The organism is Hyphomicrobium sp. DMF-1, assembly GCF_027886585.1.
In the GTDB taxonomy this organism is placed as follows: Bacteria; Pseudomonadota; Alphaproteobacteria; order Rhizobiales; family Hyphomicrobiaceae; genus Hyphomicrobium_C; species Hyphomicrobium_C zavarzinii.
Genome location: NZ_CP115706.1, coordinates 77,628 through 100,890 on the forward strand (window position 1 = coordinate 77,628; position 23,263 = coordinate 100,890).

19 protein-coding genes and 2 tRNA genes are annotated in these 23,263 nt (G+C 64.8%); 10 read left to right on the forward strand and 11 right to left on the reverse strand.

From position 1 onward, the window contains the following. Positions 1-96 precede the first annotated feature (96 nt). Complete coding sequence (locus PE058_RS00245; protein ID WP_156827329.1) at positions 97-1,065, forward strand: L,D-transpeptidase family protein; 969 nt, start codon at positions 97-99, stop codon at positions 1,063-1,065. A gap of 144 nt (positions 1,066-1,209) precedes the next feature. Next, positions 1,210-1,815 carry a TIGR00645 family protein gene (locus PE058_RS00250; protein ID WP_271030639.1) on the forward strand — a complete coding sequence of 202 codons (606 nt, stop codon included), beginning with the start codon at positions 1,210-1,212 and terminating at the stop codon, positions 1,813-1,815. 12 nt (positions 1,816-1,827) lie between these two features. Here the strand turns inward: PE058_RS00250 and PE058_RS00255 are convergent, their stop codons facing one another. Next, positions 1,828-3,996 carry a putative bifunctional diguanylate cyclase/phosphodiesterase gene (locus PE058_RS00255; RefSeq protein WP_271029568.1) on the reverse strand — a complete coding sequence of 723 codons (2,169 nt, stop codon included), beginning with the start codon at positions 3,994-3,996 and terminating at the stop codon, positions 1,828-1,830. A 380-nt stretch (positions 3,997-4,376) separates the two neighbouring features. Between PE058_RS00255 and PE058_RS00260 the strand changes: the two genes are divergently transcribed. Next, a complete protein-coding gene (locus tag PE058_RS00260; RefSeq protein ID WP_020085518.1) occupies positions 4,377-5,522 on the forward strand; it encodes a saccharopine dehydrogenase family protein in 1,146 nt (381 codons plus the stop codon). Between the two features lie 40 nt (positions 5,523-5,562). On the opposite strand, the gene PE058_RS00265 is transcribed toward PE058_RS00260, so the two are convergent. The 5 genes from PE058_RS00265 to PE058_RS00285 all read right to left on the reverse strand — a co-directional run bounded on the left by PE058_RS00265 (position 5,563) and on the right by PE058_RS00285 (position 8,520). Further along, positions 5,563-5,997, reverse strand: coding sequence for a GlcG/HbpS family heme-binding protein (locus tag PE058_RS00265; protein ID WP_020085519.1), 435 nt, complete (start codon positions 5,995-5,997; stop codon positions 5,563-5,565). A gap of 89 nt (positions 5,998-6,086) precedes the next feature. Beyond that, on the reverse strand, positions 6,087-6,830 hold the full coding sequence (locus PE058_RS00270; RefSeq protein ID WP_271029569.1) for a glycoside hydrolase family 25 protein: 744 nt from the start codon (positions 6,828-6,830) through the stop codon (positions 6,087-6,089). Between the two features lie 2 nt (positions 6,831-6,832). After that, a complete protein-coding gene (locus PE058_RS00275; protein ID WP_020085521.1) occupies positions 6,833-7,999 on the reverse strand; it encodes a slipin family protein in 1,167 nt (388 codons plus the stop codon). Between the two features lie 378 nt (positions 8,000-8,377). Further along, positions 8,378-8,442 (reverse strand) — tRNA-Pro (locus tag PE058_RS00280). A 3-nt stretch (positions 8,443-8,445) separates the two neighbouring features. Continuing rightward, positions 8,446-8,520: transfer RNA gene (locus tag PE058_RS00285), tRNA-Gln, on the reverse strand. Between the two features lie 416 nt (positions 8,521-8,936). Here PE058_RS00285 and PE058_RS00290 point away from each other — a divergent pair. After that, entirely contained in the window at positions 8,937-10,631 is a 1,695-nt protein-coding gene (locus PE058_RS00290; protein WP_198011165.1) for a GMC family oxidoreductase N-terminal domain-containing protein, read from the forward strand. Positions 10,632-10,642: 11 nt separating this feature from the next. After that, the gene (locus PE058_RS00295; protein ID WP_271029570.1) at positions 10,643-11,581 is read left to right on the forward strand and encodes a 50S ribosomal protein L11 methyltransferase; all 939 of its coding nucleotides are present in this window, start codon (positions 10,643-10,645) and stop codon (positions 11,579-11,581) included. Positions 11,582-11,616: 35 nt separating this feature from the next. Here PE058_RS00295 and PE058_RS00300 read toward each other — a convergent pair whose 3' ends face one another. The 4 genes from PE058_RS00300 to PE058_RS00315 all read right to left on the reverse strand — a co-directional run bounded on the left by PE058_RS00300 (position 11,617) and on the right by PE058_RS00315 (position 15,577). Beyond that, positions 11,617-13,083 (reverse strand): polyhydroxyalkanoate depolymerase, encoded by a 1,467-nt coding sequence (locus PE058_RS00300; protein WP_271029571.1) that lies wholly within the window; start codon positions 13,081-13,083, stop codon positions 11,617-11,619. A 196-nt stretch (positions 13,084-13,279) separates the two neighbouring features. Further along, a complete protein-coding gene (locus PE058_RS00305) occupies positions 13,280-13,942 on the reverse strand; it encodes an SCO family protein (RefSeq protein ID WP_271029572.1) in 663 nt (220 codons plus the stop codon). Between the two features lie 13 nt (positions 13,943-13,955). Further along, a complete protein-coding gene (locus PE058_RS00310; RefSeq protein ID WP_020085526.1) occupies positions 13,956-14,786 on the reverse strand; it encodes an ABC transporter permease in 831 nt (276 codons plus the stop codon). Next, positions 14,783-15,577: an ABC transporter ATP-binding protein gene (locus PE058_RS00315; RefSeq protein ID WP_020085527.1), complete on the reverse strand. Its 795-nt coding sequence runs from the start codon at positions 15,575-15,577 to the stop codon at positions 14,783-14,785. Before PE058_RS00315 ends, PE058_RS00310 begins: the two co-directional genes overlap by 4 nt. A gap of 383 nt (positions 15,578-15,960) precedes the next feature. Between PE058_RS00315 and PE058_RS00320 the strand changes: the two genes are divergently transcribed. Together PE058_RS00320 and PE058_RS00325 are read left to right on the forward strand one after the other, a co-directional pair. Further along, complete coding sequence (locus PE058_RS00320) at positions 15,961-17,388, forward strand: ActS/PrrB/RegB family redox-sensitive histidine kinase (RefSeq protein WP_156827333.1); 1,428 nt, start codon at positions 15,961-15,963, stop codon at positions 17,386-17,388. Positions 17,389-17,710: 322 nt separating this feature from the next. Beyond that, a complete protein-coding gene (locus tag PE058_RS00325; protein ID WP_020085529.1) occupies positions 17,711-18,277 on the forward strand; it encodes an ActR/PrrA/RegA family redox response regulator transcription factor in 567 nt (188 codons plus the stop codon). 15 nt (positions 18,278-18,292) lie between these two features. Here PE058_RS00325 and PE058_RS00330 read toward each other — a convergent pair whose 3' ends face one another. Then, a complete protein-coding gene (locus tag PE058_RS00330) occupies positions 18,293-18,823 on the reverse strand; it encodes an MmcB family DNA repair protein (protein ID WP_271029573.1) in 531 nt (176 codons plus the stop codon). A 226-nt stretch (positions 18,824-19,049) separates the two neighbouring features. Here PE058_RS00330 and PE058_RS00335 point away from each other — a divergent pair, with 226 nt between their 5' ends. From PE058_RS00335 to PE058_RS00345, 3 genes are all read left to right on the forward strand, one after another. Beyond that, positions 19,050-21,557 carry a Lon protease family protein gene (locus PE058_RS00335; RefSeq protein ID WP_271029574.1) on the forward strand — a complete coding sequence of 836 codons (2,508 nt, stop codon included), beginning with the start codon at positions 19,050-19,052 and terminating at the stop codon, positions 21,555-21,557. Further along, the gene (locus tag PE058_RS00340) at positions 21,554-22,420 is read left to right on the forward strand and encodes a hypothetical protein (RefSeq protein ID WP_020085532.1); all 867 of its coding nucleotides are present in this window, start codon (positions 21,554-21,556) and stop codon (positions 22,418-22,420) included. The genes PE058_RS00335 and PE058_RS00340 overlap by 4 nt, the downstream gene beginning before the upstream one ends. A gap of 114 nt (positions 22,421-22,534) precedes the next feature. Next, positions 22,535-23,260, forward strand: a complete 726-nt coding sequence (locus PE058_RS00345) for a YjbE family putative metal transport protein (RefSeq protein ID WP_271029575.1) — start codon at positions 22,535-22,537, stop codon at positions 23,258-23,260. Positions 23,261-23,263 lie beyond the last annotated feature (3 nt).

Below are 23,263 nucleotides of genomic sequence, written 5' to 3' on the forward strand. Positions count from 1 at the left end.
CAGGGCTGAATTATCGATAAAGCAACGCTAAGGTTTAACCGTCGCGACGCCCGTGCTTTCAATTGCTTGGCGTCATCTCTGGTGAGTGGTGTTGGCATGTCTGGCTCAAGGCCGGGATGGAGACGATTTGCGGTTCTGCTGGTTGCCGCGGCCGGCATGGCGGCCGGTGGCCAGCCCGCCTCCGCCATCAGCATCGAGCTCAAGGACGTGGCCGCCGATCGCATCGAGCGGCAGAGAGCGGCTGTCGAAGGGCGCCTGCCGCTGGCCAATACGCCGGATGTCGGCCGCTTTCAGGAGCGGCTTGCAGAAGCCGGTGTGAAATCCGGCTCGCCTATTCTGATGCGCGTTTTCAAGGAGACGTCCGAGCTCGAGCTGTGGATCGAGAAGGATGACCGCTTCATCCTGTTCGCCACTTATCCGATCTGCCACTGGTCCGGCACGCTCGGACCGAAGCTCAAGGAAGGCGACAAGCAGACGCCGGAAGGCTTCTACACGATCACCAGCCGCCAGCTTCGCCATCTCGGCCGCTGGCCACGGGCGATCAATCTCGGCTTTCCCAACGCATTCGACCGCGCACACGACCGCGACGGATCGTACATCCTGATGCACGGCGGCTGCTCGTCGGTCGGGTGCTTCGCAATGACCAACCCGGTGATCAGCGAGATCTACGGGCTCACCAAAGCCGCCCTCAACGGCGGGCAGCGCTATGTGCCGATGCACGTGTTTCCCTTCCGCATGACGGACGAGGCTCTCGCCGCGCGCGCGGGAAACCCATGGCACGGCTTCTGGTCCACGCTGCAAGCGGGCTACAAATCTTTCGAGCGCACGGGCCGGCCGCCTCGCGTGAGCATCTGCCAGGGCCAGTACAGCGTGGAGGATGCGCCGCCCAAGTCGGACGCGGCCGCCGAAGCGCCTGCCCCCAAACGCGGGCGCGGGAAATCACGCAGCGACATGATGCTCGGTGCGCTGCGGACAGCCTGCCCGGCCCCCGTGGTCGTGACCGCCGAAGGCAAGGGCAGCGCGGCTGCGGCGCCGGGCGGAATGGAAATCGCGAAGCCGCACTAGTCTCCCGACACAGCGCTCCTCCCCTTTCCTGCCCAAACTTCAGGCAGCGGCTCCGGCCACTCCGGCGTCTTGCGGCGCTGGCTTCGCGCGTGCCATACAGCCAACGTTCAGGCAGCAAAGGCGAGAGACCTCATGTGGGATGCAATGACGAGGAAGATCGAGAAGGCCTTGGAAGTTCTGATCTTTGCGAGCCGTTGGATCCTGGCCCCCTTCTATCTGGGTTTGGCCGTCTCGCTCCTGGTCCTGCTGATCAAGTTCATGGCTGAGCTGTTCCACATCGCGACGCACGCGTTCAGCGCCACCGAAAGCGAGGTGATCCTGGGCGTGCTGGCGCTGGTTGATCTCACGCTCACCGGCTCGCTGCTCATCATCGTGATCTTCTCGGGCTACGAGAACTTCGTCTCGAAGATCGATCACACCGGACACAGAGACTGGCCGGAGTGGATGGGCACCATCGACTTCTCCGGGCTCAAGCTCAAGCTGCTCTCCTCGATCGTCGCGATCTCGGCCATCCAGCTTCTGAAGCAGTTCATGTCGATCCAGAACATCTCGGAGCGCGAGATCTTCTGGCTGGTCGTCATTCACGTAGTGTTCGTGGTGTCCAGCGTGCTGCTGGCGCTATCCGATCGCATCTCGGGGCATGGCAGCTCAGGGCATGGCAGCTCAGGGCATGGCACCTCAGGGCTTGGCGGCGGTCATGCGCCGGCTGCCAGCACCGACAGCCAAGCCGGCAAGACAGGCGGCCACTGAGCCCTGCTCGCCTCAGGCGACGCGCTTCGGCTTGCGCTTCGTGAGAAACGGCAAGAGCGCATCCTGAGCGCGCGCCTTGCTGAACAGGAAGCCCTGGCCCTGCTCGCAGCCGATGCTGCGCAGGCAGGCCAGCTCGTCAGCCGTCTCGATGCCTTCGGCCGTGATGGTCTTGCCCAGCGTCTCGCCGAGACCGACGATGGCGCGCACCACGGCCTGCTTCTCCACGTTGCCGGAGATGCCCTCGACGAACGAGCGGTCGATCTTGATCTTGTCGAACGGGAAGCTGCACAAATACCCAAGCGAAGAATAGCCGGTGCCGAAGTCGTCCATGGCGATGCGCGTGCCGAGTTTTCGCAACTCGGCCAAGGCATCGAGCACATGGTTCGAGCGATCGAGAAACAGGGATTCGGTGATCTCGAGCTCCAAGCGGCCGGGCGCGAGACCTGTGGCCGTCAGCGCCGCCTTCACCATGTCGCGCACGTTTCCGCAGCGGAATTGCATCGGTGACAGATTGACGGCCACCCGCACGTCCTCCGGCCAGGACGTGGCATCACGGCAGGCGCGCGTCAGCACGAAATCGCCCAGCGCCCAGATGAGACCGGCCTCCTCGGCGATGGGAATGAACTCGGCGGGAGAAACATAGCCGCGGCGATGATCGGTCCATCGTACCAGCGCTTCCGCCGCCACGATACGGCCGGTGGAGAGCGAAACAAGCGGCTGGTAGTGGACGTCCAGGCCGCCCGTTTCCAGCGCTGCTCGCAGATCGCTTTCGAGCGAGCGGCGCTCCTGGGCGCGCGCGTTCATCTCCTCCTCGAAATAGCGGAACGCGCCCTTGCCGCGCAGCTTCACCTGCGACAGAGCGAGATTGGCATTCTTGAGAAGATGCCCCGCCTCCGCGCCGTCGCTCGGGGCGATGGCAATGCCGATGCTGGCGCCGATGGTCACCTGCTGACCCTGGATCTTGTAGGGCGCGCTGATCACCTCGATCAGGCGGCGCGCAACGACGCTCACCTCCTCGGGCTCGGCGACGTCCGGCATGATGATGCCGAACTCATCGCCGCCGAGGCGGGCCGCCTTGCTTCCCTGGCGCAACGTCTTGGCGACGCGGCGCGAGACGGCCTGGAGCAGAAGATCTCCAGCGGCGGGGCCCATGGTCTCGTTGACAGACTTGAAGTTGTCGAGGCCCACGCAGAGCGATGCGCCGATGCCGCCACTCTCCTTGATAGCCGTGAGCATCTCCTCGGCGTGCTCGAGGTGGCGTGCGCGATTGGCAAGGCCGGTCAGAGGATCGTGATGGGCGAGATAGGTGACCTGGGCTTCCGCCCGGCGGCGCTCGGTGATGTCGACCGCCGCAACGAGAACCGCGGGCGTGCGCTCGTGGACGATCGCCTGCGAAAAGATTGCCACCTCGATATTGGTTCCGTCGCGCTTCAGATGCGTCCAGACGTGGTCGGCCAGAATACCGGGCGCGGAGCTGTAAAGCTGGTCCAGGCGCCCGCTGTCCTCGCCGAGATGCAGGCATTGCACCGGCCGGCCGATCATATCTGTGCCGGGATAGCCATAATGATTGCGGGCCGCGGCGTTGGCCGAAAGGATCGTCTTCCCCGTCTGAGACACGACGTACATCGGAACCGGATTGGCCTCGAACAGAAGGCGGAAGGAGGCCTCGCGCTCTTTCAGCTCGGTGATGTCGACGCGCAGGCCGATGATGCCGCCGTCGCTGGTTCTGCGTTCCTCGATCAGGATGCAGCGCCCATCCGCCAGCCACTGCTCGTGGCGCTCCCGGGGACTCGTGAGCTTCTGAAGCCTCTCCGCAATCCACTCTTCCTCGCGCCCGTTGGCGGAGGGATAGTCGCCTCGCATCACGCCGACGCGAAGCGTGTCTGCGAGGCGTACGCCCACTTTGAAGAGGTCGGCGGAGCGGTGATAGATCTTCGAATACTGCTCGTTCCAGAGAACGTAGCGCCCTTCGGAATCGAGGAACACGATGCCCTGCGGAAGAATCTCGATGGCTTCCCGCAGGCGGGCATTGGCTGTGCGCGCATCCTCGATGGCGGTGCGCGCCATCTCAAGCGCCGCTTCCAGCTCGGAGATCTGGGCGGCTGCGTCGGCGCCGTGGCGCGCGGCAGCGTCCCCGCTCAAGACCTTCAACGCGGCACGCAGCGGGCGCCGTCCCGTCACGGTTCGACGACTATCGGATTTCCGCCTTTTCATGGACGCGCCCATTCGATCCTCGGTTCACGCCGAAAATAATGGGAGGCAGGTTTTAACGACCCCTTTCACAGTCCAGATCCGCCCACTGCCGAACCTCTTGGAATTGCGCGATAAATGGCTACTTTCCGAGCAAGAGGAGCGTCACGAAATGGGACAGGCAGTGACGAGGCTTCGACATCTGCCATCCAATTGGACAGTTTCTTATGTTCAGTAGCAGGCGTGTGCTCATCCGCCGTGCTGCGGGATACACGGACTTTAAAGGGCTGATCGAAAGCCTCGCATTTGATGCGTCCCGCGCAGAGTTTATTTATGGTTAGCCGATCCTTACAAATCGACGAGATCGCCCGATGAGGGATGCCGAGCGATCCCGATTTTCCGTACTCATCCTCGGCAGCACAGGCGCATTCGGCGCGAAGATCGCCGAGTTGCTGGGGCGATCCGGCGACATCGATCTCGTGCTGTCGGCCCGAACGGCTACGACACTCTCCGCGCAGGCCGAGGCACTGACGCGCGCGACCGGCAGGCAAGTCCGCTGGGCTGCGCTCGATGGCGATCGCATCACGGCGGAGGCTCTTTCGCCGCTCGGCGTCGATCTCGTCATCAACGCCTCGGGGCCGTTTCAGAAGGGCCATTACGGTCTCGCCCAGGCCGCAATCGCCGCCTCCTGCCATTACATCGACCTCGCGGACGCACGCGATTTTGTGGGGGGCATCGGCGCGCTCGATGCGGCTGCGCGCGACGCAGGCGTTCTCGTCGTCAGCGGGGCGAGCTCGGTTCCGGGCCTTTCATCCGCGGTCGTCGCGCAGCATCGCGAGGCGTTCCAGGCGCTCGACAGCATCGACATCGCAATCTCGCCGGGGAATGCGTTCGATCCCGGCGTGGCGACTGTCGCATCCGTGCTCGGGGGCGTGGGGCAACCGCTGCGGACGCTGCTCGACGGCCGCTGGCGCACCGTGCACGGCTGGCAAGGTCTGCGCCGGGTCTCGTTCGGGGACGCGGGCACACGATGGGTGGGCTATGTGGACGTGCCAGATCTAGATCTTTTCCCGGCGCATCAACCAAATCTTAGAACGGTGCGTTTTCAGGCGGGGCTGGAAGTCTCCATCTTTCACCTCGGCCTCTGGTCAGCCTCCTGGCTGGTTCGCAGCGGGCTGCTGGCGAGCCTCTCTCCGCTGGCTTCGACAATGCTCGGGATCAAGCGCAAACTGCACCGGCTGGGGAGCGACCGCGGCGGCATGGTGGTGGAGATGCGCGGCACCGGACGCACCGGTGCGCCCAAGGCCCTAAGCTGGCTGCTGGTAGCCAGCTCCGGCCACGGGCCTTACGTGCCGGCGCTCGCTTCCGTCGCTCTGGCACGGCGGCTCGCCGGCGGCTCCGAGACAAGGCGCGGCGCAACCGCCTGCTACGCGCTCGCTGGCCTCAACGAGATCCTCGCCGAGGCGGACGGCCTCGACATCGTGTGCACCACAAACGACTTGCCCCTCCCGCGGTAAGGCGAGAGGGGCAAATGCTTGCGCGAACCAGCGGAGCGCGTCAGGTGCGCCAGGGGTGCTCCGGAAGATCGGAAACGCCGACCACCTTCACGCCAGCCGCAGCCACCTGGTGATCGTTCTCGACGGAGCTGCCGGAAACGCCGATGGCGCCAACAAGCACGCCTTCCTTGTCCACGATCGGCAATCCGCCGGGGAACGTGATGAGGCCATCGTTCGAATGCTCGATGCCGTACAGCGAGCCGCCGGGCTGCGAGAGCTTGCCGATCTGGCCCGTCGGCATACCGAAGAACACCGCTGTCTTCGCCTTCTTGATTGCGATATCGATGGAGCCGACCCAGGCGTCGTCCATGCGATAAAACGCCTTCAAATTGGCGCCGCTATCGACAACTGCGATGCACATCTTGGTTTTGGTCTTCTCCGCCTCCTTGCGGGCGGCGTCGATGATTTTTTGAGCGTCGTCGATCGTTACGTGCATGGGTCCTGTCCTCCACAACGCGCGAGCCGTGCGCGGGACCGTCATATCACTATGATCGGCACCAATTTCAATGGCTCGGCAAATTAACCCTAGTCGGCCCGGCGCAGATCAGCGCCCGACGCAAAACCGTCGAACTCCTCTCGTGTTCCGCGAAAGACGTTGAGGTCGATATCTCCCGAAACGCCGGGGCGCCTGCCGCGATTGTGGTATTGCCAGATCACCCACTGGCTTCTCCGAAACAGCGGCGGGACGACGAGGCTACGCGCCCAGAAGCGCTCCTTCTCCAGCATTCCGGACAACATGGCGCCGTCGTACTCGGCCGTCGTATAGACGAGAGGGCGGCGCCCGTAGTGCCGTTCGAGCATGTCGATAAAATCCGTCAGCTCGGCCGCGTGATCCTCGATGGTCGCGCTCCACGTGCAGGGGCCCATGTGCTCGGCATCGACGACCGGCGGCAGCGCCTTCGGGTCCTTTGGAACCGTATCGATGAAGTTTTTCGCCTGCTCCGCGGCCGAGCGGCAGAGTGTAAAGAAATGATAGGCGCCGCGCGGCACGCCAGCACGGTCCGCCTCGCTCCAGTTGCGCGCAAAGCTCTTATCGCGAAAGGTCTCGCCCTCCGTCGCCTTGATGTAGGCGAAGCCGATGCCGCTCGATGCGAGCGCCTGCCAGTCGATCTCGCCCTGATGGTTGGAGACATCCACGCCGGTGACGGGATACCACCAGGATGCGGGTTCGAAATGCGGATAGAGAAGCGGAGCCGTCGCCGCGGCCAGCGCGGCAACGAGCCCCGTTCCCAGTATCGCGAGAAGACTTCGCCTCAAACGCCGGGACACGCTTACTTCCCGTCTGCGGCCTTTTCAGTGCCGAGCTTGTAGAGGTTGGAGAGCAGGGCCTCGAAGCCGCCCGCACCGGCACCCGTGTGCAGGTCGATGCGGCCGACCTTCTCGACGAGCTTCTCCAATGCTTCCAGCTCCTTCAAGCGCAGCAGGAGCGGATTGTTCTCCATCAGCTTGGAGGTGTTGAGCAGCGAACGGGTGGCGGCCGTCTCTTCCTGGCGGCGGATGATGTTGGCCTTGGCGACACGCTCGGCCTCCACGACCTTGTTCAGAAGATCGCGCACATCACCCGGCAGGATCACGTCCTTCACGCCGATCTCGCCAATCTCCGCGCCCAACTGACCGGCACGATTGGTCACGTAGGCGCGGACTTCGTTATCGATGGTGTGGCGAGCCGCCAGAATGTCGTCCAGCGTGCGCGTGGCCACGGCCTCGCGGATCGCGAACTGGATCAGGCGATAGAGGGTGGCGTTGACGTCCGTCGCCGCGGACGCGGCCTTCTCCGGATCCACGATGCGCGCGAACGCCGTCAGCGTCACGCGGATGCCCACGCGATCCTTGGTCAGGATCTCCTGCGCCGTCACCTCGAGCGGCTGCGGACGCAGGTCCATCGATACGATGCGCACGGTTCTGCCCACCGACCAGAACGCGTGGCGGCCGGGAGCCAGGCGCTCGGTCAGCACGCCGTCCACGACCAGAAGGCCAGCGTGGTTCGCCTCGATCACCGTCTCGACGATCGCGCCGCCGGAGCGAGCGGTATCCAGCTTATCGAGGTGCCGCTTGTCGACACGCAGCGAGCCGGCCGTATCGACAAGCTCGACGTCGATGGCCGTCAGCGTCTTCCAGAACGCGCGTGTGCTGTTCGGCAGCACCAAATGCTTGGCGTCGCCGTCCATCGAGACGATGGCGACCTCGGTCGGGCCGGGCTGAACGATGACGAAGTTCTCGGTCGCGATGTCCGGCTCGGTCTTGGCGAGCAAGAGCGCCCGCTCGGGCGCGATCTCGGCCCGCAGAACCTTGACGGTCTCGATCGTGAGCTGACCGAAGGGATCGAATTCCATGAACCGGCCCGGCGGCAGCAGCTTCTCGAAGCGGCCGTCGCGGCGAAGAAAGGCGCGCTCGTCGTCCTTCACGACAGCCGTGGTCCAAAAACGCAGGCGGGACATGGGGTACTCCAGAAACGTGAGGGCCCTTGCGGGCGAGTGAGGGATGTGAACGAAAAGAAACGTGTACGTCTAATGCAAATCGGCTGGCTGGTTACCGTTGTGTATTCAGACCGCCGACCGTTGTCCCACGACGATGTCGCGGACTCCAGCTTGAGCTACGGGGCGTCGGCCTTTCGCCTTCCGCGCGGCCCCGCTTTTCCCCGAAGGGATTGCGAAAAACCTGCGGATGGCTCCGGCTCTGCCCCGAAGCGGTATCCGCTGGAGCGCGGAGCGCATCGGCGCCTGCCTTCCGCCTCCCTCGCTCAGCCGGAGCCTTGCGAGAGAAACATGGGCCGGAACAACGGCCGGCTGCCCGGATGAGATCGCTGAAAGGCGATTTGGCATGGGAGTCGAACCCACGACAGCAAGATCCCTAATCTTGTGCTCTACCCACTGAGCTAGCCGTTTGGAGAAGCTAAAGAGAATCGAACTCCCGACCTCCCGGCTCAAAGCCGGGCGCTCTACCACTGAGCTACAGCCTCGTTTTTTTCCCGAAAGACGCGGAACACGCCGCCGCAGGGCGGAGCGCGCCAGCCGGATCTCAACGAGTCCGGACACGTGGCGCCACATCAGGAGATGGTGAGTAAACAGCCGAATTTGGCGAAATTCCACTTCGTCTGCCCGAAACCTGCGTTCATCGTTACGGAGAAGCCACCCCTCTTCACCTGCGTTAATCGGGGAGGGCCGGACGCGTTGCACTTTCAAGCGGGACGGGCTACCCCCTAAGTAGGACGTGGTCCGACGGTACGAGGGAAAAACTCCAGATCCGCGATCCGAGGCTTTCTCGGCTGGGGCGTCACGCGTGAAACAGCGGATGGGGGAGGCAGGCGGCAGCTTGGCCGCCTCGCCGCGCCCGGACAAGCCAGACGCGGCTTCTTCGCGTCAACGGGGTTTCGCAATGTCACGATTGAGCCTGCCACTCTCCGCCTTGAAGACCAGCTACGACGTGATCGTGGTGGGCTCGGGCTATGGCGGTGGCGTCACCGCCTCCCGCCTTTCGCGCGCCGGAAAGCGCGTCGCGGTGATCGAGCGCGGCCGGGAAATTCTGACGGGAGAGTTCCCTCAGAAATTTTCCGAGCTCAAGAACGAGTTCCAGGTTACGGGCAAGAGCTTCCGCACAGGATCCGACCAGGCGATCTACGATGTGCGCCTCGGGAAGGACATGCACGTGCTGGTGGCGTGCGGTCTCGGCGGAGGCTCACTCGTCAACGCGGGCGTGTCGCTCGTTCCGGATCGCCGCGTGTTCACCGACGAGATGTGGCCGGGTCAGATGGCGCAGGACGGGCTGATCGACGAAGGCTACCGCCGCGCCCAGCAATGGCTGCGTCCCGCTTCCGATCCCCGGGCGCGGGAGATGACGAAATTCAAGGTGCTCGAGCAGGCGGGGAAGGCCATCGACGCCAACCCCGTGGCATCCCCTATCGCCGTCAGCTTTGCCGATACCGTGAACCCGGCAGGCGTAGCGCAGGCGGCGTGCACGCGATGCGGCGATTGCTGCGCGGGGTGCAACGTGGGCGCCAAGAACACCGTCGCGCTCACCTATCTTCCCGACGCCGTGCGTTACGGCGCCGAGGTGTTCACCGGCCTCAAGGTCGATACGGTTCGCAAGACTACGGACGGCACCTGGCGAGTGACGGCGCGGGCCGTGGGGCCGGACCGCAGCCGGCCGGAGACCGTCATCGAAGCCCCCGTCGTGGTATTGGCCGCAGGCACCCTCGGCTCCACCGAGATCCTGCTGCGCTCGCGCGAGGCGGGGCTCGCGCTTTCCGAGCGTCTGGGGCAACGCTTCTCCGCCAATGGCGATATCATCGCCTTCGGCTACGGCGCAAAAACGCCCGTCAACGGCGTGGGTGTCGGGCACCCCTCGAAGGTCGACGGGCTCGAAATCGGGGCCGCCGTCTCCGGCCAGATCGAGATCCGCGATGCGGACACGCTCGCCAACGAGCTCAACGTGCAGGAAGGCGCGCTGCCCTCCGCCTTCGCCTCCGTGCTGCCGGTGCTGTTCCTGCCGAACGGACGGCTGCTCGGCGCGCTGTCGAGCCTCGTCAACGGCGTCTACAAAGGCCCGTTCGCGAGCCTCCAGACTTTCTTCGCCGTCTCGCACGACAGCGCCTCCGGCCGCTTCTCGCTCGAGGACAATCAGCTCGCGCTCGCCTGGCCAGATGCCAAGGACGAGCCGGTCTATGCCAAGCTCGATGCCATCCTGTCCAAGCTCGTGACCGCGAGCGGCGGCTCATACGTCAAGAACCCGCTGGCGGGAACCGTCATGGGCCATCAACCCGCCACCGCGCATCCGCTCGGTGGCTGCGGCATGGGGCGTGAGCGGAGCGACGGCGTGGTCGATCACAAATGCCGCGTGTTCTCGGGTGCCGCCGGCGCGGGCGAGACCGGCATTCACGAAGGGCTTTACGTCATCGACGGCGCGGTGATCCCGCGCTCGCTCGGCGTCAATCCCTTGCTCACCATCACGGCGATCGCCGAGCGGGCCATGCTGCACTTTGCACAGGACCACGGTCTCAGGTACACAACGGCACCGGTCACCGAGCCGGTGCTCACCGCTTCCAGCCCGGGCTACGTTGCCGCCCCGGCCTGAACCGAGATCCAATGCGCATCGAATATCACCGCACCCTGATCGCCGATCACGTCCGCAATCAGGCCTTCCACGACGCCCTCTCCCGCGTGATCAAGACGGGGGAGACCGTGGTTGCAGACATCGGCGCGGGCACGGGCCTCATCGGCCTCATGGCCGCGAAGCTCGGCGCGCGCGAGGTCATTCTCTACGAGGCCGCCGAGGTGGCCGGGGTCGCGGCCGCCACTATCAAGGCCAACCGCGCCAGAGCCTGCCATCTGATGCCCTGCCATTCGACGGAGATGGAGGATCCCCCGCGTGTCGACGTCGTCGTTTCCGAGACGCTCGGCAACTACGCGTTCGAGGAGAACATCATCGACACGCTGGCGGACGCGCGCAAACGGCACCTGAAGGATGGCGGCGTGATCATCCCTGCGCGCATTCGCCAATTCGTTGCGCCCGTGATCTCGGACCGCATTCATCGCGAGCTCATCGTGTGGAACGACGTTGGCTTCGGCCTCGACCTCTCGGTCGCGCGGCAGATGAGCCTCAACAACGTCTATGTGCGAAGCTTGACGCCCGACGAGCTGCTGGACGGCGGCCGCGGCGCCAAGGTCTGGGATACGGTTACGCTCGGCTCCGATACGCGGGCGAGCCGCAAGGGCGAAGCGTCCTTCAAGGTGGAGACGGACGAGACCGTCTACGGCTTCGCATACTGGTGGGATGCCGAGCTGATCGAAGGCGTCACTCTTTCGACGGCACCCGATGCGCCGCGCACGCATTGGGAGCAGCTCTATTTTCCGCTGGAGAAGCCGATGGCGCTCGCGGCGGGAGAAAGCGTGCTGGCGACGCTGAGGTCGCGCTCGTCGGAGGAAGCGGGAACGCATCTCGCGTGGACCGCGGTTCACTTCGACCGGGACGGAGCGTCCAAGGCCAAGCAGGCGATGGATCTCGACAAGGGCTGGATTCCCTAGCTCTGCGGCAGGCGCGCCCCGCGATGACGCAGGCTTCAGCCCTCGTCGTGGCCGACCTGCTCGTGCAGGCACACCACACCATTGATCATGATGCTGGTGGCCAGCGTCTCACGGCGCAGCGCGCCTGCGAGCGGCCGTGACGATATCGGCTCGGCGCCGACATCGTTAGCCGGCGCAAAGGTGAAAGCGACGGACGCGGGATCGTATCCGCCGACGGCAGGCGGAGCCTGACGCCGAGAGGAAGACGCGCGCGCCGGGATCAGCTCGGCGCGCGGATCGAAGGTTCTCACGAACTGCGCGATGCGAGGCGCGATCTCGGCGCGGAAGCGCGAGCCGTTGAAGATGCCATAGTGACCGACGCCCGCGCACTCGACGTGCAGCTTTCGTTCGTCCGGCAGGCCGCTGCAGAGCGCGTGGGCGGCGCGGCACTGGCCGAGCCCCGTGATATCGTCCTTCTCGCCTTCGATGGTCATCAAAGCGGTGCGGTGGATCTTGCCCGGATCGACGCGGCGGCCGCGGCTCGTCATCTCACCCTTGGGCAGGGTATGACGCACGAACACGTTGTCGATGGTGTCGAGATAGAACTCGGACGTCAGGTCCATGACGGCGAGATATTCGTCATAGAACTCGCGATGCTTCTCCGCCGAGTCGCCATCGCCGCGAATGAGGTGGAGAAACAGCTCCTTGTGCGCATTGGCGTGGCGGTCGAGGTTCATCGACATGAAGCCGGAGAGCTGCAGGAAGCCCGGATAGACGCTGCGTCCCGCTCCCTTATAGGGCCACGGCACCGCCGTGATGACATGGCTCTCGAACCATTTGACGCCGTGCTCCACCGCAACACGATTGACGGCCGTGGGGCTGACTCGCGTGTCTATGGGTCCGCCGGCGAGGATCATGCTCAGCGGCACGCTCGGATCGCCATCCTCCTCCATGAGAGAGACGGCGGCCATCACGGGAACAGCGGGCTGGCAGACCGCGAACACGTGCACGTCACCCTTGAACAGGGTGAGCATCTCGCGAACGTAGTCGATGTAATCATCGAGCGCGAACCGGCCGGCCTGGAGCGGCACGCTGCGCGCGTCCTGCCAATCGGTGATGTAGACCTCATGGCTCGGCAGCAGCGCTTCGACCGTGCCGCGCAGCAGCGTGGCAAAGTGGCCCGACATGGGGGCCACCAGCAGAACACGCGGATCCTGCGCGCGCTCCGCCATCGGCAGATCGCGGTGGAAATGGATCAGCTTACAAAAAGGGCGGTCCCAAACGACCTCCTCTCTCACCGCAACGCGGCGATTGCCGATCTCGGTCGAGGCGAGCCCGAAGATGGGCTTGTCGTAACGGCGCGTCGTGCGCTCGAACACTTCGCAAGCGGCTGCCGCGTGGCGGCCGACGGGCGTATGCTTCAAGGGATTGAATGGGCTTTCGACGATGTAGCGGACAGACTCAGCGACTGCGCGCGCCGGCTTCAGAGCGGCATGGCTCATCTCATAGAGGTGATAAAGCACAGTCGATTCCCCGCTCTCGTGTGCGCCCGAAGTGCCGCGGGCCCGCCGCAACGTGATCGCCCTTGCTGTACGTCAGGCAGCGATCGCCGAACGACCCCGATGCGCGGCGGATAGCCGCGAGACACGAACGTTGTTGATTTTTTGCTCGTCCCCCATTGCCGAGGATGCACTGATTCGAGCGGTTTACCTAGGTACGTCACCCGCTTGCAGGGGAAGCGGCAACTTTCGACAGCTCGTCTGCGAGTTTTTCCGCGTCGACGCTGTGCGGGAAGTGCTTCACGAACTCGCCGTTCGCGTCCATCAGGTACATGAACGAGCTGTGATCAACGCTGTATTCTCCGGGCCTCTCGGCGTCCGGCACCTTCTTCGCGTAGACGCGGTAAGCCTTCGTCACGCCCGCGATGTCCTCAGGCGTTCCGGAGAGCGCAACGATGTTCGCATGGAAGCTCGCGACGTACTTTCCGAGCAGCTCGGGGGTATCGCGCTCAGGATCGACGGTGACGAAAATCGGCGTGAGGCCCTTGGCCTTGTCGCCCATCCGGTCCAGTGCCGCCGCGATCACCTGCAGGCCTGCAGGGCATACGTCGGGACAGTTGGTGAAGCCGAAATAGACGAGCATCGGCCGGCCGCGGAAATCCTTGTCGGTCACGCGTTTGCCGGTGGCATCGAGCAGACTGAACGGACCGCCAATGAGCGCCTTGCCCGACGTCTGAGTGCCCACGCCGGGCGTGCCGGGCAGCGTGACCAGCAGAACGGCCGTCGCGACACCCGCCGCGAGACCGAGCAGCAAGGCGAGGAACAGCGTTCGGCGCGAGGCGCCGACGCGGGCCGGCTTCGTTTCATTCGTTTTCTTCGTCATCGGAGCCTCTCGCTCATTCGCCCATGTGCACCAGCGTTCCGGCGTTGCGGGCACTCTCGATCAGATACCGGAACAGCGCGACGCCGGCGGCAAGGTACACGAGGTTCAGAAGAAAAGCCCAGAGCATAAGGTCGCCCCGGAACTCCCCATGCAACACGATCGCGCGCAGGCCCTCGAATACATAAGTCGGCGGCAGCGCCCACGAGAACGGCTGAAGCCAGACGGGCAGCGTCGTCACGGGATAGTAAACGCAGGAAAGAGGCATCATAAGAAAGGTCATGAGCCAAGCGATATTCTCGGCGCCCAGACCGTAGCGCAGCACCGCGCCTGTCGACACCAGGCCGAACGACCAGCTCGTGATGACGAGGTTGGCGAAGAAGGCCGCGAGAGGCAGGCCGATGCTGAAGAGGCTGTAGTCGAACATCAGGTAGGCGATCACGACCACAGGGATCATCGAGACGGCGAGCTTGATCAGGCTCACCATGACGAGGCTCGCGATCAGCTCATAGGAGCGCAACGGGCTCATCATGAGATGTCCGAGATTGCGCGCCCACACCTCCTCCAGAAAGGCCATGGCGAAGCCGAGCTGGCTGCGAGCGAGGATATCCCACAGCAGCACGCCGCCGACGAACAGCCCGGCAGCGGCCGCCGCGAGGCTAGTGGTCTGCGCCAGATGAAGCTGCACGAATCCCCAGGTGAGCATCTGCACGAGGGGCCAGAACACCATTTCCAGCGCACGGGGGCCGGACGACCGCAGCAAATACCAATGGCGCAGCACCATGGCGTGGATCCTGCGGACAGTCGCGGCCGCGCCGGTCTGCGGCTCGAGCAAACGGGATGTCATGAACGCGTCTCCGCGTCGTGCCGTCCGCCGCGGCGCGCGATGTCGAGAAAAACCTCCTCCAGCGTTTCGCGGCCGAAGCGCTGGACGAGCGTGGCGGGCGTCTCGTCGGCGACGATACGCCCCCTGTCGAGCATGATGACGCGATCGGCCATGCGCTCGACCTCGCCCATGTTGTGGGAGGCGAGCAGGATGGTGGCGCCGGTCTCGCGCCGATAATCCTCGAGGCGCGAGCGCACCCAATCGGCGGTGTCGGGATCGAGCGAGGCCGTCGGCTCGTCGAGCAGCAACAACTCCGGCACGTTGAGGAGCGCCTTGGCAAGGCTGACGCGCGTCTTCTGCCCGGCGGACAGCTTTCCGTAGGGGCGGTGAAGAAACTCGTCGAGCCTCAAGCTGGCGGACAGCTCGCGGATGCGCGCCTCGAAGCCGATCACACCGTAGAGGCGGGCGAAGATCGAGAGGTTCTGATGCACGGTAAGGCGCATCGGCACATCCGAATAGGGGCTTTCGAAATTCATGCGGTGCAGCACGCGATGGCGGGCGGTGCTCATGTCGGCGCCGAACACCTCGGCCACGCCGGAGGTCGGAATGATGAGGCCCATCAGCATCGAGATGGTGGTGGTCTTGCCCGCACCGTTGCCGCCGAGAAGCGCCGTGACCGTGCCTTTCTCGAGCGTGAAGCTTATGCCATCCACGGCCACCACATCGCCGTAGGCCTTGCGAAGGTCGCGAACGACCACCGGCGGGCCGGCGCGGTTTTCACCGTCAACCCCGCGCTTTACCGTGTCCAGCATTGGTGACGTCCACTCGAGCAGGGTTTTGCCAGGCCGCGGCTTCGCTTTTCGCGACACGAGGGCGGCGTTTTCCTCCCCCTATCTGGCGCAGGCATCGCCCGCTTGCAAGCCGTGCCGGAGCGTGATCATTTTTGGTTGAATTGGGGTCCGACCCCATATTTTTGACAAGGCCATCTTTCGGACGGATAGGGTTCGAAACGATCATGGTCTAGGTTATTTGGCGAGACCGATGATTCACGTTTCGGACAGATAGGGTCCGAAACGATCATGGTCTAGGTTATTTGGCGAGACCGATGATTCACGTTTCGGACAGATAGGGTCCGAAACGATCATGGTCTGGAATCCGGGCTTAAGTCAGCCTCACAACGTAAAGCAGTCCGTCCGTGGCAGGAAACCTACCTAAAAACGTCGAACCCAGGCTCTCCTTCGACGGAGACAGCCAGCTCAGGCTGCACACCATCGTCCGCTTGAGGTGGGTCGGTGTCATTGGCCAGATCCTCGCCTTGAGCGTCGTGTATTTCTGGCTGGGTTTCGATCTTCCGGCCGGTCCCTGCCTCATCGTGATCGCGGTCTCGGCGTGGGTGAATGTCTTCCTCGCCATCCGCTATCCGGCGCGCCACCGGCTCTCTGTGAACTTCGCGACAGCGCTGCTCGCCTACGACATCATCCAGCTCGCCTCGCTCCTCTATCTTACAGGTGGAATCGACAACCCCTTCACGATGCTGATCGTGGCGCCCGTCACGGTATCGGCTGCCACCCTGCCGCTCGTTCATACGATCGGCCTCGGCGTGCTCGCGCTCGGCTGCACATGGGTTCTGGCCTTTCACGCCATGCCGCTACCCTGGTACGTGGAGCCGCCTCTCGCCCTGCCCATCCTTTACAAGATCGGCATCCTGTTCGCCGTCGCCGCCTCCATGCCGTTCCTGGCTCTCTACGTCTGGCGGCTGACGAAAGAGGGCCGGCAGATGTCGACCGCGCTCGCCGCAACCGAGCTCGTGCTGTCGCGGGAGCAGAAGCTGCATGCGCTGGACGGGCTTGCCGCGGCGGCGGCCCACGAGCTCGGAACGCCGCTTTCGACGATCACGCTCGTGACCAACGAGCTGGCGCGCCAGATGGACGACACGAACCCTTACCGGGAAGACATCCTGCTGCTGCGCAGCCAGGCCCAGCGCTGCCGCGAGATCCTGCAAAAGCTCACCCGCCATCCGCCGGACGAGGACCCGCTGCACGCCACGCTGACCGTGAAGGAAATGCTGCACGAGGTGGCAGAGCCCTACATGGGCGGGCGCGTTGCGATCCAGATCCGCGCCACGCCCTCCTCGTCCGCAGCGGGTCCCGAGGCCCGCCAGCCAACAAGCCTGCGCCGGCCGGGCGTCATCTATGGCCTTGGCAATATTATCGAAAACGCTGCCGACTACGCAGGCTCGAGAGTGGAGGTCAACGCCGAGTGGGACGGCCAGAACGTGGTCGTCGTGATCGCGGACGACGGCCCCGGCTTCAAGCCCGAGGTGATCGACAACCTCGGCGAGCCTTACGTCACCACGCGCACGGCAGGGCAAAAGGGGAAAAGCGGGGGCAAGGTGTCCGGCCTCGGTCTCGGCTTCTTCATCGCCAAGACGCTGCTCGAGCGGTCTGGCGCCCGGTTCAGCTTCGATAACCGGCCCGCCCCCGAGCATGGCGCCGTCGTGCGCATCGTCTGGCCCCGCGCCGCGTTCGAGGCGGAGCTCGAAGGGCGCGAAAATCATGTTGCATTGCCATCCCGGCGACGCGAGCCGCCGAGCCCGGGCGACCCCATTTCGGACGCCATTTAAGAGCTTCGGCGCCGATTGTCGTCCAATTGCACCCTGTACGGCGCGAAATCTGCCGGCTGTTCACCATAAACAGCGCGAAAGATCTCGCGGATTAGGCATGCTCGATATTGCATCTGCCCCTAAGGCATCCGATCCTTTAGCATTGGATCGCTTGGGTAATTGATTCATCAGTTGTGCTACTTTTCCGGAACGAGCCGGTCTTCAATTCTGGCCCCCCATGCATGGCATGGCTGAGCCACGCTGCCGGGATAGGTCTCTTTCGGAAAATGCTTTAGCGAAGCGTACTCTGATCATATAAAGCCAAAAAAGCGGGAGACGCGCGGTGGTGACTGAAGATCTATCATTTCGGCAGGACGAGCTGCCTGAGGACCGTTCGCTGATCATCGTGGACGACGACCGTCCGTTCCTGCAGCGGCTGGCCCGCGCCATGGAGCTACGCGGGTTCGAGGTTCGCAGCGCCCACTCGGTGGCCGAAGGCATCGATCTCATCAAAGCCCAGGCCCCGGCGTTTGCCGTGGTGGACATGCGGCTCGAGGATGGCAACGGCCTCGACGTGATCGCCGAGCTGACCCGCGCCCGCCCCGATGCCCGCATCATCGTTCTCACCGGCTACGGCAACATCGCAACCGCTGTCTCGGCCGTGAAGCTCGGCGCCGTCGACTATCTCGCCAAGCCTGCCGACGCTGACGACGTGACGGACGCGCTTCTTGCGCCCCATAACGCGAAGGCTGCGCCCCCCGAGAACCCGATGTCGGCGGATCGCGTCCGCTGGGAGCACATTCAGCGCGTCTACGAGCTGTGCAACCGCAACGTCTCCGAGACAGCGCGGCGCCTCAACATGCACCGCCGTACCCTCCAGCGCATCCTTGCCAAGCGCGCCCCGAAGTAGGATCGGCTTTCGCTCTCAACCGTCGCCTATCCCGCGCCCTACGGCTGCGGGCAGCGTAGGGTCGAGCAGCACCGACAAACGCGACGCCGATGCGCGAGCCAGGCGCAAGGTCATGGCCTTGCGCTTCGGAGCGGGAAGGCGCAAGTCGGGCGCGGGCCGGATCACCTCTCCGCCGTAGCGATCGGCCACGATAAGGCCGGTCTCACCCGGCAGCACGTCGAGTGGAAAATCCGGCATCACGGCGAAGAAAAGCCGATCCGAGAACTCCCGATACTCGGGCCATTTGTGGTCGGAGCGGAAATCCTCGATCGAGGACTTGATCTCCACAATCCATATTGTGCCATCGGGCGCGAGGCCCACGACATCGGCTCGCCGCCCGTTCGGCAACGGCAGCTCTGAAATTGCCGCAAGTCCGTGGGCCGCGAGAACCCGCACCACGCCGCGGCAGATCTCGCGTGCCACCAAAGATTGCGGCCCACCGAGGCCGATGCGGGGAATATCCGGCAGGGCTTCTGCGTTCTCCACACTGTCCTCGACGCCGGTCATTGATCTGCCATTTGGGACTGACACCACTTTGCCCTGAAGTTGACCCAACCCTGATCTCAACTGTCTCAGCCCCGTAAGACTACCGCATCGCAGCCTCGCCCGGCTATCCGCTTCGCTCTTTCGTTTCGCGTGGCATCGGATAACCGGCTTTCACGTTCGGCAAGCGCATCAGCCACCCGGATTACCTCGAACCGCGATCTCAGGACCCCGAGAGGCTTTCATCCCCATGTTCTTCAAGCGGCTCACGAAGACGAAATCAGCTCCGGCCCCCTCGCAGCCGGCCGAAGACACGGCGAGACCCGATGACGCGATCCCCGTCCCCGCCCTTCAAGCGAACAGCGGACCGCAACCGCTTGACGCGAGCGACCTGCGCCGGACTGTCGACAGCAAATCGCTCGGTTTCAAGACAACGGCGGACCTCGAGCCCGCCGAGGGGCTGATCGGCCAGGATCGCGCGCTCAAAGCGCTCGATTTCGGCCTCCGCATCCGCGCGCGGGACTTCAACATTTTCGTGCTGGGGCCGCCCGCGTCCGGCAAGAGCACAGCCGTCCGCGCACATCTCGCGAAAGTTGCAGCCGCCTCGGCCACGCCGTCTGACTGGATCTACGTCAACAACTTCGATGATCCGCGCCGCCCGCGCGCGATCGAGCTTCCGGCGGGACGCGCGAAGGCGCTGAGCAAGGGCATGCTCGCCGCGCTCCACGAGCTGGCCGCGACGCTGCCAGCCGCATTCGACGCCGAGGACTATCGCGCACGCCGCCGCGCCATCGACGAGGAGTTCCGCGGCTCCCACGAAGACGCCCTCGACGCGGTCTACGCCAAGGCCGCGCAGCAGAACATCGCCGTTCTGCGCACGCCTCTCGGCTTCGGCATGGCGCCGATGCACGAAGGCAAGGTGGTGAAATCGGAAGTGTTCAACCAGCTTCCCGAATCCATGCGGCGCGACGTGGAGACCCGCATCACGTCCCTGCAGGCCGAACTCGAACGCATTCTCTCGAGCGCGCCCAAGGCCGACAAGCGCAGGCGCGAGCAGCTTGCCGAGCTCAACGAGGAAGTTGCCCGCCACGCCATCGAGGATGCGCTGGACGAACTCAGCGCCAGTTTCTCCGACGTCGCCGAGGTGGCGAAGTTCCTGGCGGATGCCGAAGACGACATGATCGCGAACGCGGCGCGCTTCGCTACGCCTGCGACGGAAGCGGAGCGGACGCCGGCCGCCCTCGCGGAAGATCCGCGCTTCCGCCGTTACATGATCAACGTGATGGTCTCCCACGAGAGCGATACGGGCGCGCCCGTGCGTGAGGAGATGTCCCCGACGACGGGCTCGCTTTCCGGATACGTGGAGCCCGCCCCGCAGTCCGCCGCACAGCGTGCCGACTTTCTCGCGATCCGCCCCGGTGCCTTGCATGGCGCCAACGGCGGCGCGCTCATACTCGATGCGCGGCGGATCACATCCTCCACGGCCGTCTGGGAGGCGCTGAAACGCGCGCTCAAGAGCGGCGAGATCCGCATCGATGCCGCGTCCGGCGTGCCCGGTGCCGCGGCGTCTCTTGATCCCGACCCCATTCCGCTCGCGATCAAGGTCGTGCTGCTGGGCGACGCCGATCTCTTCTATCGCCTGCGGCAGGACGATCCCGACTTCGCGGGCCTCTTCAAAGTCCAGGCGGACTTCGACGAGACCATCGACCGCAACAAGGACAACGACGCGGCGTATGCGCGCCTCGTCGCGTCCATCGTCAAGCGTCACGAGCTGAAGCCGGTGGATGCGGCGGGCGTAGCGCGGCTGATCGAGGAAGCCGCGCGGATCGCGGAGGACAGCGAGAAGCTCTCCATCGAGGTCGGCTTGATCGCCGATATCGTGCGGGAGGCCGACTACTGGTCCGACAGCGCGGACCACAAGGTGACGAAGGCCGAGGATGTCGCCCGCGCGATCGAGGAGCGCACGCGGCGCGCCGACCGCGCCCGCGACGACGTGCAAGAATCCGTCGAGCGCGGCATCATGCTGGTCGATACGAAGGGCTCGAAGGTGGGCCAGATCAACGGCCTCTCGCTCGTACAAAAGGGCGGCTTCAGCTTCGGGCGTCCGGCGCGCATCACGGCGCGCGTGCATCTGGGGCAGGGCCGCGTGACCGACATCGAGCGCGAGGTTCAACTCGGAGGCCCGCTGCATTCCAAGGGCGTCATGATCCTATGGGGCTATCTCGCGGGACGGTATGCGCAGGACGTGCCGCTCGCGCTCGCGGCCACGCTGGTGTTCGAACAGTCCTACGGCACCGTCGAGGGCGACAGCGCGTCCTCGGCCGAGCTGTTCGCGCTTCTCTCCGCGCTTTCGGATGCTCCCGTCCGCCAGGACCTGGCCGTGACCGGCTCCGTCAACCAGTGGGGCGAGGTGCAGGCCGTCGGCGGCGTCAACGAAAAGATCGAGGGCTTCTTCGACGTGTGCTCGGCGCGCGGCATCACGGGAACGCAAGGCGTCATCATTCCGCACGCCAACCGCCAGCACCTGATGCTGCGGGAGGACGTGGTGAAGGCGGTGAAGGACGGGCGCTTTTCCATCTACGCCATCAAGACGGCAGACGAGGGACTTGCGCTGCTCACCGGGCTCGAGGCCGGGCAGAAGGGGGCGGACGGCCGCTTCGGCGCGGAGACCGTGAACGGGCGCATCGAGGCGCGGCTGCGCACCTTCGCCGAGCGCGCCCGATCATTCTCCATCGAAGGATCGAAACCGGCGTCATGATCACCCACGTCGCACAGGCTGACGAGCAGCGCGGGCGGGTCGTACTCTGGCTCGGCGCGTCGGGAGAACCGCAGGATACTGCGGTCGAGGCGGCTCTCTGTCTCGCGCAGGCCTTCCAATCGGAAATCGAAAGCCTCTTCATCGAGGACCGTCAGCTTTTCGATCTCGCCGAGTTGCCGTTCGCCCGTGAAATCTCTCTTTCGGGGCGGCGCTCGCGGGTGCTTTCCGCGAACGATCTCGCGCGGGATATACAGTCCCATGCTTCGGCTGTTCAGCGCCGCGTGATGGCGCGGGCGCGGGCGGCGGACGTCACCGCGAAGACGCGCGTGGTGCGCGCCGAGCCGGTCACAGCGCTCGCGCAGGCGTGCGCTGAGAACGGCCCCTGGAACGTGGTGACTGTCGGCTCGCCGATCCGTCGCGGAGTGGAGACGGGTCTCGCGGAGCTTTTCGAGGCCGTTCACGCCACCACGGGCATCGTCGTTGCTGGCCCCAAGGCCCGGCGCACGCATGGGCCGGTGATCGCGGTGGTCGAGGAGCTCGAGCGCGTGGTTCCGATGATGCGCGCGGCCGAGCGCATCGCCACGGCCACCGGCGGCGATACGCGGATCTGGCTGCTCGTCCACGATCAAAGCCACCAAGACTGGATCGAAGGGCAGATCCGTCTCGCACTCGGCGCCTATGCCGCCATCAAGCTTGAGGTGGTGGACATGACCACCCGCAGCGCCCAGGACGTGGCCCGCATGATGCAGCGCGAAGGGGCGGGGTTCGTGATCGCCCGCTTCGGCGGCCGGCTCGCGCCAGAAGAGGCGGACGTGGTGCCGCTGGCGGAGACGCTGGAAGGCCCGCTCTTCCTCGTGCGCTGATTTTCCCCAGAGACCGTGACCGCGGAAGGCTTGTTCGGCCGCCGGCCTGGCTTTACTAGCTCCCTAACGGGCCGATCCCTAGGGGTGGGCGGGCGCGATGCCGCGAGAGGATCTATGACCTGGTTGGAGACGCTTTTCGGACCCGCCGGCGCCTATGCCGTCCAGGTGCTCAAGATCATCGGCATCGACATCGTCCTCGCCGGCGACAACGCGGTGGTCATCGCGCTTGCCTGCCGCACGCTTCCCGCCAACAAGCGAACGCTCGGCATTCTGCTCGGCGCGGGCACCGCGGTGGTGCTGCGGATCATCTTTACGCTCGTCGTGCAACAACTGCTCGACATCAGCCTGCTCAAGCTGCTTGGCGGGCTCCTGCTGATCTGGATCGCGGTCAAGCTGGTGACGGCGGAGGAGCCGGACGAGCATTCCATCAAAAGCGGGACCAGCCTCTGGGAAGCGGTTCGCATCATTGCCATCGCCGACATGGTGATGAGCCTCGACAACGTGCTCGCCATCGCAGCGGCGGCCCACGGGGATGCGTTCCTGATCATCATGGGCCTCATCGTGTCCATCCCGCTGGTGGTAGGCGGCGCGACGATCATCACCCAGCTTCTCGTGCGCTATCCCATCCTCATCTGGGCGGGCGCCGCTCTGCTCGGCTGGGTTGCCGGAGAATTGATCGCCACCGAACCGATGCTGCACGCGCACGTCGCGTCGCTCGCGGATACGCTGGGGCTCACGGCGAAGCATCTTGCACGCGCCTTCGAGGTGATCGGCGCGCTTCTCGTGATCGCGATCGGCTATTCCATGCGACGGCTGGCCGATGCCGGTAAGAGCGCTTGAGTA

Bases quoted from the DNA above. Each gene is read 5' to 3' on its own strand.
- PE058_RS00315 (WP_020085527.1), bottom strand. From the start codon at position 15,577: ATGCTGGACACGGTAAAGCGCGGGGTTGACGGTGAAAACCGCGCCGGC.
- PE058_RS00265 (WP_020085519.1), bottom strand. From the start codon at position 5,997: ATGCACGTAACGATCGACGACGCTCAAAAAATCATCGACGCCGCCCGC.
- PE058_RS00345 (WP_271029575.1), top strand. From the start codon at position 22,535: ATGACCTGGTTGGAGACGCTTTTCGGACCCGCCGGCGCCTATGCCGTC.
- PE058_RS00295 (WP_271029570.1), top strand. From the start codon at position 10,643: ATGCGCATCGAATATCACCGCACCCTGATCGCCGATCACGTCCGCAAT.
- PE058_RS00330 (WP_271029573.1), bottom strand. From the start codon at position 18,823: ATGACCGGCGTCGAGGACAGTGTGGAGAACGCAGAAGCCCTGCCGGAT.
- PE058_RS00245 (WP_156827329.1), top strand. From the start codon at position 97: ATGTCTGGCTCAAGGCCGGGATGGAGACGATTTGCGGTTCTGCTGGTT.
- PE058_RS00290 (WP_198011165.1), top strand. From the start codon at position 8,937: ATGTCACGATTGAGCCTGCCACTCTCCGCCTTGAAGACCAGCTACGAC.
- PE058_RS00260 (WP_020085518.1), top strand. From the start codon at position 4,377: ATGAGGGATGCCGAGCGATCCCGATTTTCCGTACTCATCCTCGGCAGC.
- PE058_RS00305 (WP_271029572.1), bottom strand. From the start codon at position 13,942: ATGACGAAGAAAACGAATGAAACGAAGCCGGCCCGCGTCGGCGCCTCG.
- PE058_RS00340 (WP_020085532.1), top strand. From the start codon at position 21,554: ATGATCACCCACGTCGCACAGGCTGACGAGCAGCGCGGGCGGGTCGTA.
- PE058_RS00250 (WP_271030639.1), top strand. From the start codon at position 1,210: ATGACGAGGAAGATCGAGAAGGCCTTGGAAGTTCTGATCTTTGCGAGC.
- PE058_RS00335 (WP_271029574.1), top strand. From the start codon at position 19,050: ATGTTCTTCAAGCGGCTCACGAAGACGAAATCAGCTCCGGCCCCCTCG.
- PE058_RS00310 (WP_020085526.1), bottom strand. From the start codon at position 14,786: ATGACATCCCGTTTGCTCGAGCCGCAGACCGGCGCGGCCGCGACTGTC.
- PE058_RS00275 (WP_020085521.1), bottom strand. From the start codon at position 7,999: ATGTCCCGCCTGCGTTTTTGGACCACGGCTGTCGTGAAGGACGACGAG.